The organism is Rhizobium sp. BK098 (genome assembly GCF_014193155.1).
In the GTDB taxonomy this organism is placed as follows: Bacteria; Pseudomonadota; Alphaproteobacteria; order Rhizobiales; family Rhizobiaceae; genus Rhizobium.
The window spans coordinates 326,197-342,949 of the sequence record NZ_JACHYY010000002.1 but is presented as its reverse complement, the minus strand read 5'-3'; the positions used below and the strand labels follow the sequence as shown (position 1 = coordinate 342,949).

The window sequence follows — 16,753 nt, the reverse complement described above, 5'->3', positions numbered from 1 at the left end:
ATATGTGTGAAAAGTCTCAATGTTCGCCACGCAGCCAGAAGGCGCGCTGCGAGGCGAAGCGGTCCTGCGCCAGAATATCCTTCAAGGCCGGCAGCAGCGCGTGCAGCTCGTCCTTGAGCGTGAAGGGCGGATTGACGATGATGAGGCCGGAGCCGGTAAGCCCGGTGAAGCCGCGGTCGCTTTTGACGCTCAGCTCGGCGCAGAGCATCTTCGGAATTTCCAGTGCCTGCAGCGCCTCGTGAAATGGCTTGATCGGCGCGTCCTTCTTGATCGGATACCAGAGGCAATAGGTGCCACCGGGAAAGCGGCGCGAGGCCTTTGCGAGCCCATCGATCAGCCGCTCATATTCGCCTTCTTCCTCGAAAGGCGGGTCGACGAGCACGATGCCGCGCTTTTCCTTCGGCGGCAGATGCGCGCCGAGCGCCAGCCAGCCGTCGAGCTCGGTAATGCGGGCGTGGTGATCGCCCTCAAACAGCCGGTGCAACCGCTGGAAATCGTCCGGATGCAGTTCCATCGCCGAAAGCCGGTCCTGCGGGCGAAACAGCATGCGGGCGAGTTTCGGCGAGCCGGGATAGAGCCTGACGCCGCCTTCGGGGTTCAATTCCCGGATGGCGGCAAGATAGGGCTCCAGAAGCTCGGCGACCTGCGGCACGAGTTCCGCCTCCAACACCCTGCCGATGCCATCGCGCCACTCGCCGGTCTTCTGCGCTTCCTCGGAGGAGAGATCGTAGAGCCCGATGCCGGCATGCGTGTCGAGGACGCGGAACGCCTTGTCCTTGTTCTGCATGTAGCGGACGAGGCGCGCGAGGATTGCGTGTTTCAAGACATCGGCAAAATTGCCCGCGTGGTAGATGTGCCGATAGTTCATTGTCGGTGAAGTCCGCATGAATTGTTGAGATGGGCCGGATTGTCTCTAGTGGCCGGTCCCTGCTTGAAATATACAAACCTCATGAACATTGCGACCCCCATCCAAGCCAAATCGCGCGTCGGCCACACAGCCTGTCCGCATGACTGTCCCTCCACCTGCGCGCTGGAGGTCGATCTGACTGAAGACGGCAGGATCGGCCGGGTTCGCGGGGCCAACGACCATTCCTACACCTCGGGCGTCATTTGCGCCAAGGTCGCGCGCTATGCCGAGCGGCTTTACCATCCTGATCGCCTGATGAAGCCGCTTCGCCGCGCCGGCGCCAAGGGCGAGGGGCGCTGGCAGGAGCTTTCCTGGGACGAGGCACTGGATGAAATCGCCGAGGCCTTCGTGAAGGCGGAAGCGAAAGACGGCAGCGAGGCGATCTGGCCTTATTTCTATGCGGGAACGATGGGCTGGGTGCAGCGCGATTCCATCGAGCGGCTGCGCCATGCCAAGCGCTATTCCGGCTTCTTCTCGTCGATCTGCACCAATCCGGCCTGGACCGGCTTCACCATGGCGACAGGCGTGCTGCGCGGCCCCGATCCGCGGGAAATGGGCCGCACGGATTGCGTCGTCATATGGGGCACGAATGCCGTGGCGACGCAGGTCAATGTCATGACCCATGCGGTGAAGTCCCGCAAGGAGCGCGGCGCCAAGATCGTCGTCGTCGATATTTACGACAACCCGACGATGAAGCAGGCCGACATCGCCTTGATCGTCAAGCCGGGCACGGATGCGGCCCTTGCGTGCGCCGTCATGCACATCGCCTTCCGCGACGGCTATGCCGACCGTGACTACATGGCCAAATATGCCGACGATCCCGCCGGCCTCGAAGAGCATTTGAAGTCGAAGACCCCGGCATGGGCTGCTGGCATCACCGGCCTTTCGGTTGATGAGATCGAAGCTTTCGCCAAGCTCGTGGGAACGACGAAGAAGACCTACTTCCGCCTTGGCTACGGCTTTACCCGTCAGCGCAATGGCGCGATCGCCATGCACGCGACAGCCTCGATCGCCACAGTTCTCGGTTCCTGGCAATATGAAGGCGGCGGCGCCTTTCATTCGAACAGCGATATCTTCCGCATGGACGCGAGCGAACTCACCGGCCGCGCCATGAAGGATCAGGATATCCGCATGATCGATCAGTCGCAGATCGGCCGCGCTTTGACCGGCGATGCCGTGGCGCTGCGCCATCGCGGCCCGGTGACTGCGATGCTTGTCCAGAACACCAATCCGGTGAATATCGCACCGGAGCAGCGGCTGGTGAAGCGTGGTTTTGCCCGCTCCGACCTCTTCGTGGCTGTACACGAGCAGTTCATGACCGATACGGCCGAGATGGCCGATATCGTCATCCCCGCCACCATGTTCGTCGAGCATGACGACATCTACCGCGCCGGCGGGCAGAACCACATCCTGCTCGGTCCCAAGCTTGTCGAGCCGCCGCCAACCGTTCGCAGCAATCTCTTCGTCATCGAGGAGCTCGCAAAGCGCCTCGGCGTCGCGGATCGCCCCGGCTTCGGCTTCTCCGCCCGCGAGATGATCGACAGGATTCTGTCGAGGAGCGGTCTGCCGGATTACGATTACTTCCTCGAACACAAATGGTTCGACCGCCAGCCGGATTTCGAGGAGGCACATTTCGTCAACGGCTTCGCTCATCCCGACGGCAAGTTCCGCTTTCGCCCCGATTGGACCAATCAGCCGGCGCCGAACCGCCCGCCAGCATCCGTCGGTCTGCTCGGCCCTCATGTCGAGCTGCCGGAGTTTCCGGACCAGGTCGATGTGATCGAGGTGGCCGACCCCGAGCATCCTTTCCGGCTTGCCACCTCGCCCTCGCGCAATTTCCTGAATTCGAGTTTCGCGGAAACGAAGACGTCACGGCAGAAGGAAGGCCGTCCCGAGGTGATGATCAATCCGGCCGACGCCGAGCGGCTCGATATCGTCAATGGCGAGCTGATCCGCATCGGCAATAGCCGCGGCGATATCCGCCTCCACGCCCGCGTGACAACGGAAGTGAGACCCGGTGTGCTGATCGCCGAGGGGCTCTGGCCGAACAAGGCTCATGTCGACGGCGAGGGGATCAATGTGCTCACCGGCGCGGACCCGGTCGCGCCCTATGGCGGCGCGGCCGTCCACGACAATAAGGTATGGCTTCGCAAGGACGTGGCATGAGTAAATTCGAAAACGCGAAAGCCGAAATCGTCAGCGAAAAGACGCTGGCGGATCAATGGACTCGGCTGAGCACATTCGAGGTCGACTACACGGATTCACGAGGCGAAAGACATCGCCTGAAGCGCGAGGTCTATCATCGTACGCCGGCGGCCTGCATCCTCCTCTATGATCCCAAGCGCGAAACCGTGGTGCTCGTTCGGCAATACCGTCTGCCGGCCCGGCTGGTCGGCGAGACGTCCTGGATGATCGAAGTGCCCGCCGGATTGCTCGACGGCGACCAGCCGGAAGCCGCGATCCGCCGCGAGGCCATGGAGGAGACCGGCTTTCGCGTGCGCGACGTCCGCTTCCTGTTCAAGGCGATGACCTCGCCCGGCTCATCGACGGAGGTCATTCATTTCTTCGCCGCCGTAATCGACACGTCCGACCGTGTTGCCGATGGCGGCGGGCTTGCGGAAGAGCATGAGGATATAGAGGTGCTGGAAGTTCGCCTGCCCGATGCGATTGTCATGATCGAGACCGGCGATATCTGTGACGCCAAGACGATTATGCTGCTGCAATGGGCGGCCTTGAATGTCGCCAGCCTGAAATAGGCGGCTGCGTGGGTGGGAGCTTGCTCTCCCATTCATCACATTGTCACGAATCGAGCTTACCGGGGCGTGCGGCCGAAGACACTTGAATGCTTCCGCCCTTCCTTCGCTTATGGATGTTTCAGGAGAAAGCCGATGTGGCTCAGCAATTTCACGCTCGTTCTTCCTAATGAAGTCGTCGAGAAGGGCGCAGTGCGCATCGAGGACGGCGTGATTGCCGAAATCCGCTCGGAGCCGGTGGCGCAGCCAACGTTCGATGGCGGTGGCCGCTTGCTGATGCCGGGCTTCGTCGATCTGCATTGTGACATGGTGGAGCGCGAGATCGCGCCGCGGCCGAATGCGATGATGCCGATCGATTTCGGCATTCACGAGCTGGACAAGAAGCTGGCGGCGGCTGGCGTCACCACGGCCTTTGCAGCGCTCTCCTTTGCGACCGAAAGCGTCTACGGCCATGTCCGTTCGCTCGAAACCACCTCGGCGGTCATCCGCGGCATCGGCAGCCTGCGCGATGAGCTCCTGATCGACCACCGTGTCCATGCACGCTACGAAATCACCAATCTCGGTGCGGCGCCGACCCTGGAGCGGCTGCTGGAAGAAGGCTCCGTTGATATGATTTCGCTCACCGACCACACGCCGGGGCAGGGGCAGTATAACGACATCGAAAGCTATATCCGCAGCATGTCCGAGCGCCGGTCCATATCGCGCGAGGCGGCCGAGGAAGTCGTGGCAAAACGCATCGCACAGCGCGAGGATCCTGAGATCGAACGCAAGCTGCATGACGTGGTTGAACTTGCGCTGAAGCACAAGCTGTCGCTCGCCTCGCATGACGACGACAGTGCCGAAAAAGTCGCCGCGATGCACGATCTCGGCGTGACGATCAGCGAGTTTCCGGTGACGGGACCTGCCGCGGAGGAAGCCTGCCGTCGCGGTCTCTGGACCCTGATGGGCGCGCCGAACGCGCTGCGCGGCCAGTCCATGTCCGGCAATCTCAGCGCCCTGGATGCGGCGCGCTCCGGCCTGCTCGGCATCATCGCGGCTGATTATCACCCGGCGGCCTTTGTGCCGGCGATCTTCAAGATCGCCGATGTTGTTGCCGGCGGTCTGCCGGCGGCTGTTGCGACGGCAACAGCCAACGCTGCCCGTTCGGCCGGTCTGCCGGATCGCGGCGAGATTGCTGTCGGCCAGCTTGCCGATCTAGTCGCCGTCGAGCCCGGCTCGGTTCACCGCATTCGCGCAACCTTCCGCGGTGGCCGCATCGTCTATAGCGACGGTACGCTGCATCCGCTGATGGCAATTGCGGCTTGAGGAAGGGCGATTGAGAGCGGCGGATGAGGGGGACTGCTTGCCGCCGGAGTTCCTTACTTAACCTATGTCCCCAAGTAGTGACAAAATTTGCCGTCCATCGACAGCAGGTGTTTTGCCGAGGCTTATGGCCTTGCCGCCTTCCATCCTGACCTTGTCTTCCGCCAGAAGCCGCAGCGATTGCGGATAAATCTGATACTCAACTGTAAGTACGCGGGCGGCAAGGCTGTCGGCGGTATCGTCGGTCAAGACAGGCACGGCAGCCTGGCCGATGACAGGACCTTCGTCCATACCCTCGGTGACGAAATGCACGGTGCAGCCGGCGATGCGCATGCCGGCGTCGATCGCGCGCTGATGCGTGTGCAGGCCGGGAAAAAGCGGCAGCAGCGACGGATGGATATTGATGATCCGGCCCTCATAGGCCTGGATGAAGCGGCCCGAGAGCAGCCGCATATAACCGGCAAGGCAGATGATGTCGGGGGAGAGGGCTTCCAGCTGCGAAAGGATCGCCTCTTCATGGGCTTCCTTGCTGACAAATTCCTTGCGCACGAAAGCGAAGGTCGCAATGCCTTCAGCCGCGGCTTTTGCCAACCCGCCCGCATCCGCCTTGTCGGAGATAACGCCGACGATCTCCGCTGGATAATCCGCTGCCTTGGTGGCTTTCAGAAGAGCCAGCATGTTGGAGCCGCCGCCCGAGATGAAGACGACGACGCGTTTGCGCGGCGTGGTCATAGAGCGAGCGTGCCCTTGTAGACGGTGCCGGGAGCGCCTTCTTCGCGGGCAATCATGCGGCCAAGGGTAACGACCGCTTCGTCTTCAGCTTCAAGCGCGGCCTTCACGGCGTCGACATTTTCCTGAGCGACGACCACGATCATGCCGATGCCGCAGTTGAAGGTGCGCAACATTTCCTTGGCCTCGACGCCGCCTGTCTTGGCAAGCCAGGAGAAAACCGGCGGCACCTTGACGGCAGCCAGATCGATCTCGGCGGCGAGATGCTTCGGCAGCACGCGCGGAATATTCTCCGGGAACCCGCCGCCGGTGATATGGGCGAGAGCCTTCAGGGCATGGGTTTCACGGATGGCTTTCAGCAGCGGCTTCACATAGATGCGCGTCGGCGTCAGCAGCGCTTCGCCGAGCGCCTTGCCTTCGGCGAAGGGAGCGGGCGCATCCCAGCCGAGGCCGGAAAGCTCGACGATCTTGCGCACCAGCGAGAAGCCGTTGGAGTGAACGCCTGACGAGGCGAGGCCAAGAATGATGTCGCCTTCGGCAATATCGCCGGACGGCAGCAGCTGACCGCGTTCGGCCGCACCGACGGCAAAGCCCGCCAGATCGTAGTCGCCATGGGAATACATGCCCGGCATTTCCGCAGTCTCGCCGCCGATCAGCGCACAGCCTGCATCGCGGCAGCCGGCCGCGATGCCGCCGACGATCGCCGCTCCCTGGTCGGGGTCGAGCTTGCCGGTGGCGAAGTAATCGAGGAAGAACAGCGGTTCGGCGCCCTGGACGACCAGATCGTTCACGCACATGGCAACGAGGTCGATGCCGACGGTGTCGTGATAATTGGCATCGATCGCGATCTTCAGCTTGGTGCCGACGCCGTCATTGGCGGCGACCAGCACCGGATCGGTAAAGCCGGCAGCCTTGAGGTCGAACAGGCCGCCGAAGCCGCCGATCTCGCCATCGGCACCCGGCCGGCGCGTCGAACGGACGGCAGGCTTGATCTTCTCGACCAGCAGGTTGCCGGCGTCGATATCGACACCCGCGTCGCTATAGGTCAGACCGTTTTTTCCAGACTGGCTCATGCTTCCGCCTCCGATGGCCGCCCGTCCATTATGACAGGGCTTTGATCGGGTCGCCATTGCATGATAGGGGCCTTTATGCAAGGCGCAAGCGCCGCAAACCCTTCGATTTTCCCCGCTTCCCATTGCTCAGGGCAGATTTCCGGCCGCAGACTTGACCATAATTGCGGCATCATCCTATGTCCTAAGCACACGGCAAACGGGCGCGGAGTGACGGGGAAGACGATGGAGCAAAAGGTCAGCGGGGCGAGCCTCAAGCGTCAAGTCACCTTCTGGGTGATCGTGCTCGTCGTTTTCATCGCCTTTATCTATATCTTTAGCACGATCCTGTTGCCGTTCATCGCCGGCATGGCGGTCGCCTATTTCCTCGATCCAGTCGCCGACCGGCTGGAGCGGATCGGCCTCAGCCGCCTTATGGCAACGGTGGTGATCCTCGTCTCCTTCGTGCTGGTCTTCGCGCTGGCTTTGACGATCTTCATCCCGATCATCGTCAATCAGTTCAACGATTTCATCCAGCACATTCCGACCTATGTGCAGCAGATCCAGCAGCTGATCGCCAAGGCGCAGACCATGGTGCTGCCGGATTGGATTCGCAACCAGCTCGGCGCGATCAAGGACAATTTCTCCAGCATCATGTCCGAAGGCTTGAGCTTTGTCGGCGGTCTGTTCGCGCAGCTCTGGAGCTCCGGCAAGGCGCTGGTCAACATCCTCTCGCTGATGGTCGTCACACCCGTCGTCGCCTTCTATATGCTGCTCGACTGGGATCGGATGGTCGCCAAGGTAGACGACTGGATCCCGCGCGATCATGTTGCCACCGTTCGCGAAATTGCCCGCGAGATCGATCAGGCGATCGCCGGCTTCATCCGCGGGCAGGGCTCGCTCTGCATCATTCTCGGCGTCTACTACGGCGTCGGTCTGTCGCTGGTCGGCCTGAACTTTGGCCTGCTGATCGGCCTCTTTGCCGGCATGATCAGCTTCATTCCCTATGTCGGCTCGATGGTTGGCCTCGTTCTGGCCGTCGGCGTCGCGCTCGTTCAGTTCTGGCCGGACTATCTCTGGGTCGGTCTGACGCTCGTCGTCTTCTTCACCGGCCAGTTCCTGGAAGGCAATGTGCTGCAGCCGAAGCTCGTCGGCGAAAGCGTCGGCCTGCATCCGGTCTGGCTGATGTTCGCGCTTTTCGCCTTTGGCGCGCTCTTCGGCTTCGTCGGGCTGCTGATCGCGGTTCCGGCCGCTGCCGCCTGTGGCGTCCTTGTCCGCTTCGCCCTTTCGCGCTACCTTCAGAGCGATCTCTATTACGGACGCTCGGAAGCGGGCAAGGCGCGCAGAGCCAAGGCCGGCAAGATCGAGAATAGCTAGACATGACCGACGCAAAGAACGCTGATCTAAGGCGCAAGGCCGCCGAGCAGCTGCCCTTGGCCTTTACGCATGACCCCGCAAACGGGCGCGACGATCTACTCGTCGCCGATCCCTTGAGCGCGGCGGTGAGGATCATCGATTCCTGGCCACACTGGCCGTCGCCGGTGGTGATACTGGCGGGGCCTGTCGGTTCGGGCAAATCGCATCTCGCCAGCATCTGGACCGAGCGGTGCGGCGCCGTCCACATTCATCCTGTCGCCGGCTCCGATGCGGCAGTCGCAGCGGCGAACGGCCCCGTCATCTTCGAAGACGTGGATCGCATCGGCTTTGACGATACCGAACTCTTCCATGTCATCAACAGCGTTCGCGAAAACGGCACCAGTCTTTTGATGACGAGCAGGCTTTGGCCGATGTCCTGGCCGGTGACACTGCCCGACCTGCGCTCCCGCCTGAAGGCGGCAACGGTGGTCGAGATCGGCGAGCCGGACGAGGAATTGCTGTCGCAGGTGATCGTCAAGCTCTTCGCCGACCGCCAGCTTTATATCGATGACAAACTCGTCCTTTATATCGTCAATCGTATGGAGCGTTCCCTGAACGCGGCGCAGCTGATCGTCGACAGGCTGGACCGGCTGGCGCTTGGACGGGGAACAAGGATCACGCGCCTGTTGGCCGCCGAGGTCCTGAACGAGCTGGGCAGTTCCGGCCAGCCGGATTGAGCTGGCCGCGACTGTCACAGTTCCGTCGTCAAACTGATATAGGTGGCACAAGATTGGAAAGAGGGTAGGTGGAACATGGACTCGGCACTCACGGAACATCAGGACGCCAACCAGGAAAATCCAGAGGCGGCACCTGCGGTCAGCGAATTGATGACCAGCCCCGAGCGCTTCATCAACCGCGAATTCTCCTGGCTCCAGTTCAACCGTCGCGTTCTTGAGGAGACGCTGAACACCGCACATCCGCTGTTGGAGCGCGTTCGCTTTCTCTCGATTTCCGCCGCCAACCTCGATGAATTCTTCATGGTGCGCGTCGCCGGCCTCGAAGGCCAGGTGCGCCAGAAGATCCTCGTGCGCACTCCAGACGGCAAGACACCCGCCGAACAGCTCGACGATATCCTGCGCGAGATCGACAATCTGCAGATGGAGCAGCAGGCCTCGCTGGCTGTCCTGCAGCAATATCTCGCCAAGGAAGATATTCTGATCGTCCGGCCGGCTGCCCTTTCCGATGCCGATCGCCAGTGGCTGCACACCGAGTTCGAGCAGGCGATCTTCCCGGTCCTGACGCCGCTCTCCATCGACCCGGCCCATCCGTTCCCGTTCATTCCGAACCTGGGTTTCTCGATTGCGCTGCAGCTCAAAAGCATGAACGGCCGCGAACCGATGACGGCGCTGCTGCGCCTGCCGCCGGCGCTGGACCGCTTCGTGCGCCTGCCGGACGCCAGCAACGTCATCCGATACATCACGCTGGAAGATGTGGTGAACATCTTCATCCATCGGCTCTATCCGGGCTACGAGGTTCAGGGCTCGGGTACCTTCCGCATCATCCGTGACAGCGATATCGAAGTCGAGGAAGAGGCCGAAGACCTGGTGCGCTTCTTCGAAACCGCGCTGAAGCGCCGCCGCCGCGGTTCGGTGATCCGCATCGAGACCGACTCCGAAATGCCGCTCGAGCTTCGCCAGTTCGTGGTGGAGTCGCTGAACGTGCCGGGAAACCGCATCGCGGTTCTGCCGGGCCTGCTGGCGCTCAACACACTGTCGGAAATCTGCAAGGCGCCGCGCGACGATCTTCGTTTCGAGCCCTACAATGCCCGATTTCCTGAGCGCGTCCGCGAACATGCCGGCGATTGCTTCGCCGCGATCCGTGAAAAGGACATGGTCGTCCACCACCCCTATGAATCCTTCGACGTGGTGGTCCAGTTCCTTCTCCAGGCTGCTAGGGATCCTGATGTTCTGGCGATAAAGCAGACGCTTTACCGCACGTCCAACGACAGCCCGATCGTCCGCGCGCTGATCGATGCAGCCGATCTCGGCAAATCGGTTACGGCGCTGGTGGAACTGAAGGCCCGCTTCGACGAAGAGGCGAACATCCGCTGGGCGCGCGATCTGGAGCGCGCCGGCGTGCAGGTCGTCTTCGGCTTCATCGAGCTGAAGACCCATTCGAAGATGTCCATGGTCGTGCGCCGAGAGGACGGCAAGCTGCGCACCTATTGCCATCTCGGCACGGGCAACTATCACCCAGTCACCGCCAAGATCTACACCGATCTTTCCTACTTCACCTGCGATCCGAAGATCGCGCACGACATGGCGAATATCTTCAACTTCATCACCGGCTATGGCGAGCCGGAACACGACATGAAGATCGCGGTCTCGCCCTATACGCTGCGTCCCCGCATCCTCCAGCATATCGAAGGCGAGATCGAGCACGCCAGGAACGGCCATCCGGCCGCGATCTGGATGAAGATGAACTCGCTTGTCGACCCCGACATCATCGACGCGCTCTATCGCGCCAGCAATGCCGGCGTCGAGATCGATCTGGTGGTGCGCGGCATCTGCTGCCTGCGTCCGCAGGTACCGGGCCTATCGGAAAATATCCGCGTCAAGTCGATCATCGGGCGCTTCCTCGAGCACAGCCGCATCTTCTGCTTCGGCAATGGGCAGGGCCTGCCGTCGGACAAGGCGCTGGTCTATATCGGCTCCGCCGACATGATGCCGCGCAACCTCGACCGCCGCGTCGAAACGCTTGTGCCGCTCACCAACAAGACCGTGCATGAACAGGTGCTTTCACAGATCATGCTGGGCAATATCATTGACAATCAGCAAAGCTACGAGATATTGCCGGACGGGACTTCACGGCGCATGGAAGTGCGTCAGGGAAAAGAGCCGTTCAATGCGCAGCAATATTTCATGACCAATCCCAGCCTGTCTGGCCGTGGTGAAGCCTTGAAATCCAGTGCTCCGAAACTCATCGCTGGACTGCTGTCGGGCCGCAACAAATAAATTGGACCTGCATGGTTGAATCAGAAGCCCAGGGGCGTCTTCCGGGCATCGCCCCTGTCTCCGTTGTCGATATCGGGTCGAACTCGGTCCGTCTTGTTGTCTATGAAGGCCACTCGCGGTCGCCGACAATCCTCTTCAACGAAAAAGTGCTGTGCGGCCTCGGCAAAGGCATAGCACTGACGGGGAAGATGGACGAGGAAAGCGTGGCGCGGGCGCTTGCAGCCCTGCATCGCTTCAAGGCGCTGTCGGATCAGGCGCGTGCCTCCACCATATACGTCCTGGCAACGGCCGCGGCACGCGAAGCCAGCAACGGTCCGCAGTTCATCCATCAGGCCGAAGCCATCCTCCAGCGCAAAGTGCGCGTGCTGTCTGGCGAAGAGGAAGCACGCTTCTCCGCGCTCGGCATCATCAGCGGTTTTTTCCATCCCGATGGCATTGCCGGGGATCTTGGCGGCGGCTCGCTGGAGCTGATCGACATCAAGGACCACGAGATCGGCAAGGGCATCACGCTGCCGCTCGGCGGCCTGCGCCTGTCCGAATATGCCGGCGGCTCGATCGATAAGGCGCGCAGCTTCGCGCGCAAGCATGTCAAGACCGCGAAACTATTGAGCAAGGGCGAGGGCCGCACGTTCTATGCGGTCGGCGGCACATGGCGAAGCGTCGCCAAGCTGCACATGGAAATCCGCAAATATCCGCTCCACATGATGCAGGGCTATGAAGTGCCGCTCGATGAGATGCTGCGGTTCCTGGATCAGATCGTCGAAGCGAAGGATTCGAAGGATCCGGCATTTCAGGCGGTGTCCAAGCATCGCCGTTCGCTGCTGCCTTTCGGCGCAGTCGCCATGCGCGAAGTGCTGACGGCCATGAAGCCGTCCGTCATCTCCTTCTCCGCTCAGGGCGTTCGTGAAGGTTATCTCTATTCGCTGCTGACCGAGGCCGAGCGCAACAGCGACCCGCTGCTCACCGCCGCCGGCGAGCTTGCCATCCTGCGTGCGCGCTCCCCGGAACATGCTCGCGAGCTTGCCGATTGGACCGGACGAATGATGCCCTTCTTCGGCATCACCGAGACGGACGAGGAAAGCCGCTATCGTCAGGCAGCCTGTCTGCTTGCCGATATCAGCTGGCGCGCCCATCCGGATTATCGCGGCCTGCAGGCGCTGAACATCATCGCGCATACCTCCTTTGTCGGCATTACCCATGCCGGCCGCGCCTTCATCGCGCTTGCCAACTACTACCGTTTCGAGGGCTTGAACGACGACGGAGCGACCGAGCCACTGGCGACGATCGCAACGCCGCTCTACATCGAACGCGCCAAGCTGCTTGGCGGCCTGCTGCGCGTCGTCTATCTCTTCTCGGCGTCGATGCCCGGTATCGTGCGCAATCTGTCGTTCCGCCGTTCGACAAAGCCTGATCTCGATCTCGAATTCGTCGTTCCCTCTGAATATCACGACTTTGCCGGCGAGAGGCTGGACGGCCGCCTGCAGCAGCTCGGCAAGCTCACCAATCGCCGCCTGGCTTTCTGCTTCGAATAAGCTTTGTGTTGCATGGGATTGAAGCCTCCCCCTGCACGGCAGGGAGAGGCGGTTTCATTGTGCTTACTTCGCGTTCAGGAAATCGCCGACTTCCAGCAGGCTGAATTCGTTGTCGTCAGCCTTGTCGACGGCGCGGCCGGCGGAGAAGGGCAGGTTATTGTCGTTGCCGATGACGATATGCGTGGCATCGACCCGATCGACATTCTCGATGGTGACGAACGGCATGTCGTAGAAGCCTTCACCGCCGCCCTGGCGACGCTTGTGGTCCGGATCTTCGATGCGCATCAGATCGATATAGCCGATCTTGCGAACGGACTTGCCGACATTGGCGTCGCTGAATTCGATCTTGTAGACGCGCTTCAGCTCTGCCGGGGCCTCGAAGCAATCCGGCTTCGGCTGCTTGGGATCGGCGCAAGCCTTGTCCTTCGTGCCGGCGCCATTGTCGCGTTCGATGACGAGGGCAGTCTTTTCATCGAGCATGTTGAAATCGCCGATCGACACACCCTTGTCCGCGAAGGGATAGAGCCAGCTGCGGCCGGTCCAGCTCTTCGAGGTGACGTCGAATTCGATGACGCGGATGGCCGTCTTGCCATCGACGCTCTCCATCTGGCCGTCATCCTTGTAGATCGGGCCCTCCAGCAGGCCGTAGAGCTTGGAGCCGTCCTTCGACATGGCGAGACCTTCGAAGCCGCCCGAGCGCTTCAGATTGAAGGCCGGCATCTTCTGTGTGGGGTTACCCGGCAGCTGGATCAGCGGATTGTCGGGCGACATGACCGGCTTGCCGTCGAGCGTCGTTGCGAAGACGTCGGTCAGTTGGCCATCCGTGTCGAATTTCAGCAGGTAAGGACCGAACTCGTCGCCGATCCAGAAGCCGTCGGCAACCGGCTGAACCGATTCGATGTCGAAGTCGGCGCCCGTCAGGTAACGCTTTTCGGCGCCTTCCATAACGATCGGAAAGGGAGCCTTCTTGTTCGGGTCGGACAGGAACAGGTTCTTGACGACCTCGACTTTGCCGCTGTCCCAGTTGAATTTCAGCTGATGCAGGAAGAGCATCGCGTCCGACGAGTTCTGCTTGGAGCCGAAGCCGTTGTCGGAGAGTGTCCAGAATGTGCCGTCGGGCATGGTCTTGATGCCAGAGAACCCCTGGATCGGCTGGCCCGCGAAGGGCAGCTTCAGGTCGGTGACGCGGGCGCCATCCTTGCCCGGCACGGTGCCGAGAGCGTCCGTGCGCTTGCGATCCGGCGTGGTGAACTTGCCTGAAGTCTTCAGGAAATCTGGTGCATCGGCAGGAGCGGCAGTGATGGTGTTGGCCGGCAGGATCGCCTGGCCGACGAGCTTTGCCTTGAACTGCTGCTCGTCTGCTAGGGCCGAGCCGGCAAGCAGAATGAAGAGTGCCGTGGAAGCGGAAAGGATTCGAGTCATCGTGTCACCTTGTGGTGGAGAGTGGCAAAAACAACTCCGCTTAACAGGCGACCCATATCTGCAAATTAACGCTTAGGTGAAGATTTGGTGACTGTGGACAACCCATAGGCTGTGAAGCCCAGGCGTGCATCAATAGCGAAATGCAGCCTAAAATTCGTATTGCTTACGATCTGCCGCGAACGGTCTTCAACGCTTGCCGGTCCTGCGTATGAAGGGCGATGACGCCAAGGTGCTGATCGCGGCCGCGAACGGCATGTTCGCCGAGCTCTTCCTTGATGATCCCTTCGGGAAGCTCCATCCGTCTGGCAAGGTCGCTGGAAATCAGCACCTGGCGCTCCAGCGTTTTGCAGAGAGACTCCAGCCTTGCGGTCGTATTCACCGTATCGCCGAAATAGGCGATCTTGTGGTGCTCGACGCCGATTTCCGCCGTCACGATGCTGCCGCCATGGAGAGCGGCTCTAAGACGCGGCACCCTGCCGTAAGATTTCAGCCATGCTTCGGCGTTTCTTTCGATATCGTCGAGGATATTGAAGACGCAGCGGACGCAATTGGCATTCTTGACCCCGCGTCGAAGCGGCCAGGTGATGATCGCGGCATCGCCGATATAATCGTCTATCGCGCCCTTGTGCCGCCGTACGGGTTCAGCCATGGCGGCGAACACCGCGCCCAGGAATTCCTGTGTTTTCAGGTCGCCATGCTCCTCGGCGAAGGCAGTCGAGCCGACGAGATCGACGAAGAGGAACACGCGCTCTTCCTGTACCGGATTGCGGTACCGGCCGGTCAGCAGGCTGAGAAAGACGTCGCGGCCGAGCAGTTCCCGCACACGGCCGATGAAGATGATGATGGCGGTCACAACGACAGCGTAGAGATAGACGTCGATCTTCAGCAGCGTGAGATCTTCCCAGGAGCCGTCGACCAGGCCCAGCAGTTTCATGAGGCTGCCCGCCGTGGCATAGCCAACGCTCATCAGCAGGAAATCGACGATGAGAGCCGAAGGGATGAAGGCCGGCGTTGGCAGGAGATGCATCCAGACGTTCAGCCGCGGCAGGATCATGCGGCGTTCGAAGGCCAGCAGCGGCATGCCGCAGAACAGGGCGAAGATCGCACCGATATACATTGGCGCTTGCGGGAAGAATATCTTGCCGTAGATGACGCCAGTCGAAGCGACAAGCAGCGATATCAGGATCCAGTTGCGTATCGAATGGAGAATACCCATTCACTTTTCCGCCGAGAAACGACGCCTGTCATCGACGCGGGATTGCGCCAGCAAACTGGAACGTCATCTAATAGAACGATTACACAGGACGTTCATTCCACGAGATTTGCGGCGCAATCGTGATCGCGGCGGGCCTCTCGGTTCGCGAATCATACGCAATCGCAACGCGCCGGGAAAGGGGAATCGCGGCTAGAGGGCGATGGTCTCGATCCGCTTGCCGACGAAGCGCAGGGCCACCTGGCCTTGGATCAGTTGCAGGGCCGTCTCGCCGAAGAGATCTCGACGCCAGCCGGTCAGAGCCGCCACATCGGCCTTCTCCCCCTCGGCGGCGATCTTGTCGAGATCGTCGCTGTTGGCGATGACCTTCGGCGCAACGCCGTGCTTTTCGGCAATCAGCTTCAAAAGGACCTTCAACAGTTCGGAGGCCGCTGCCGTGCCCTCGGGAGCCTGTTGGTGGCGCGGCGGATGCGGCATTTCGGCCTTCGGCAGCGCCAGCGCCGCGTTGATCGCTTCAAGCACCGCCGTACCGGCGGCAGAGCGCTCCCAACCCTTCGGGATGGTGCGCAGCCGCGCAAGCGCTTCGGTATCCTTCGGTTGCTGCTGGGCGATCTCATAGATCGCATCGTCTTTCAATACGCGTGCCCGCGGGACATTGCGTGCGCGGGCCTCGCGCTCGCGCCAGGCGGCCACAAATTTAAGGACGGCCAGCTCCTGCGGTTTGCGCAGCCGCATCTTCAGCCGCTGCCAGGCATCGTCGGGGTGCAGGTCGTAGGTCTCGCGCGCCTCCAGGATCGCCATCTCCTCCTGCAGCCAGGAGGCACGTCCTTCGCGCTGCAATTGCTCCTGGAGCGAGAGATAAACGTCGCGCAGATGCGTCACGTCGGCAAGCGCATAGTCGAGCTGCTTTTCCGAGAGCGGCCGCCGGCTCCAATCGGTAAATCGCGAGGATTTATCGATATGGACGTTCTTGATGCGGCTGACGAGCTGGTCGTAGGAAACCGAATCGCCGAAGCCGCAAACCATTGCCGCAACTTGCGTATCGAAGATCGGATGCGGAATGAGATTGCCGCGATGGAAGATGATTTCGATATCCTGGCGGGCAGCATGAAACACCTTCAAAACCGATGAGTTGGCCATCAGTTCGAAGAAGGGTGCCAGATCCAGCCCCTTGGCCAGCGGATCCACCAGCACTTCGGTGGTGGGGCTTGCCATCTGTATCAAACACAGCTCCGGCCAGAAGGTCGTTTCTCGCAGGAATTCCGTATCGATGGTAATGAATTCCGACTTGGCCAGCTCTTGGCAGGCCGCCTCCAATTGGGCGGTAGTTTCGATCATATCAACACATTCAATGGTAAAATACTTCCTTAACTTCCTTCTCCTTTCAGCCCGATATGTCAATACTTTCGCGGACAAAGCCCTTGCCGCATTTCGCTTTTCGCTGAAATTGCCGGGGACTGTGACAGCTTCGACCGA

Annotated in this window: 13 protein-coding genes; 7 read left to right on the top strand and 6 right to left on the bottom strand. The window is 61.1% G+C overall.

Annotation, left to right across the window (positions count from 1 at the left end; genetic code table 11):
* Nucleotides 1-16 precede the first annotated feature (16 nt).
* The gene (locus tag FHT73_RS06515) at nucleotides 17-868 is read right to left on the bottom strand and encodes a 23S rRNA (adenine(2030)-N(6))-methyltransferase RlmJ (protein ID WP_112607273.1); all 852 of its coding nucleotides are present in this window, start codon (nucleotides 866-868) and stop codon (nucleotides 17-19) included.
* A gap of 81 nt (nucleotides 869-949) precedes the next feature.
* Between FHT73_RS06515 and FHT73_RS06510 the strand changes: the two genes are divergently transcribed.
* From FHT73_RS06510 to FHT73_RS06500, 3 genes are all read left to right on the top strand, one after another.
* Nucleotides 950-3,073, top strand: coding sequence for a molybdopterin oxidoreductase family protein (locus FHT73_RS06510; RefSeq protein ID WP_246712055.1), 2,124 nt, complete (start codon nucleotides 950-952; stop codon nucleotides 3,071-3,073).
* Nucleotides 3,070-3,663, top strand: coding sequence for an NUDIX domain-containing protein (locus tag FHT73_RS06505; RefSeq protein ID WP_112337888.1), 594 nt, complete (start codon nucleotides 3,070-3,072; stop codon nucleotides 3,661-3,663). The genes FHT73_RS06510 and FHT73_RS06505 overlap by 4 nt, the downstream gene beginning before the upstream one ends.
* A gap of 132 nt (nucleotides 3,664-3,795) precedes the next feature.
* Nucleotides 3,796-4,965 carry an alpha-D-ribose 1-methylphosphonate 5-triphosphate diphosphatase gene (locus tag FHT73_RS06500; protein WP_183710436.1) on the top strand — a complete coding sequence of 390 codons (1,170 nt, stop codon included), beginning with the start codon at nucleotides 3,796-3,798 and terminating at the stop codon, nucleotides 4,963-4,965.
* 57 nt (nucleotides 4,966-5,022) lie between these two features.
* Here the strand turns inward: FHT73_RS06500 and purN are convergent, their stop codons facing one another.
* Nucleotides 5,023-5,694 (bottom strand): phosphoribosylglycinamide formyltransferase, encoded by a 672-nt coding sequence (gene purN, locus FHT73_RS06495; protein ID WP_183710435.1) that lies wholly within the window; start codon nucleotides 5,692-5,694, stop codon nucleotides 5,023-5,025.
* Nucleotides 5,691-6,764: a phosphoribosylformylglycinamidine cyclo-ligase gene (gene purM / locus FHT73_RS06490; RefSeq protein WP_112410648.1), complete on the bottom strand. Its 1,074-nt coding sequence runs from the start codon at nucleotides 6,762-6,764 to the stop codon at nucleotides 5,691-5,693. Before purM ends, purN begins: the two co-directional genes overlap by 4 nt.
* 222 nt (nucleotides 6,765-6,986) lie before the next feature.
* On the opposite strand from purM, the gene FHT73_RS06485 reads away from it, so the two are divergent.
* The 4 genes from FHT73_RS06485 to ppx all read left to right on the top strand — a co-directional run bounded on the left by FHT73_RS06485 (nucleotide 6,987) and on the right by ppx (nucleotide 12,642).
* Nucleotides 6,987-8,117: an AI-2E family transporter gene (locus FHT73_RS06485; protein WP_112410647.1), complete on the top strand. Its 1,131-nt coding sequence runs from the start codon at nucleotides 6,987-6,989 to the stop codon at nucleotides 8,115-8,117.
* Between the two features lie 2 nt (nucleotides 8,118-8,119).
* Complete coding sequence (hdaA, locus tag FHT73_RS06480) at nucleotides 8,120-8,833, top strand: DnaA regulatory inactivator HdaA (RefSeq protein ID WP_183710433.1); 714 nt, start codon at nucleotides 8,120-8,122, stop codon at nucleotides 8,831-8,833.
* 75 nt (nucleotides 8,834-8,908) lie between these two features.
* Nucleotides 8,909-11,110 (top strand): RNA degradosome polyphosphate kinase, encoded by a 2,202-nt coding sequence (locus tag FHT73_RS06475; RefSeq protein WP_183710431.1) that lies wholly within the window; start codon nucleotides 8,909-8,911, stop codon nucleotides 11,108-11,110.
* Nucleotides 11,111-11,121: 11 nt separating this feature from the next.
* Entirely contained in the window at nucleotides 11,122-12,642 is a 1,521-nt protein-coding gene (ppx, locus tag FHT73_RS06470; RefSeq protein ID WP_112337882.1) for an exopolyphosphatase, read from the top strand.
* A gap of 63 nt (nucleotides 12,643-12,705) precedes the next feature.
* On the opposite strand, the gene FHT73_RS06465 is transcribed toward ppx, so the two are convergent.
* From FHT73_RS06465 to rnd, 3 genes are all read right to left on the bottom strand, one after another.
* Nucleotides 12,706-14,064: an esterase-like activity of phytase family protein gene (locus tag FHT73_RS06465; protein ID WP_112607257.1), complete on the bottom strand. Its 1,359-nt coding sequence runs from the start codon at nucleotides 14,062-14,064 to the stop codon at nucleotides 12,706-12,708.
* Between the two features lie 163 nt (nucleotides 14,065-14,227).
* A complete protein-coding gene (locus tag FHT73_RS06460; protein ID WP_112337880.1) occupies nucleotides 14,228-15,280 on the bottom strand; it encodes an adenylate/guanylate cyclase domain-containing protein in 1,053 nt (350 codons plus the stop codon).
* 189 nt (nucleotides 15,281-15,469) lie between these two features.
* Complete coding sequence (gene rnd / locus FHT73_RS06455) at nucleotides 15,470-16,615, bottom strand: ribonuclease D (protein ID WP_112607255.1); 1,146 nt, start codon at nucleotides 16,613-16,615, stop codon at nucleotides 15,470-15,472.
* Between the last annotated feature and the right edge of the window lie 138 nt (nucleotides 16,616-16,753).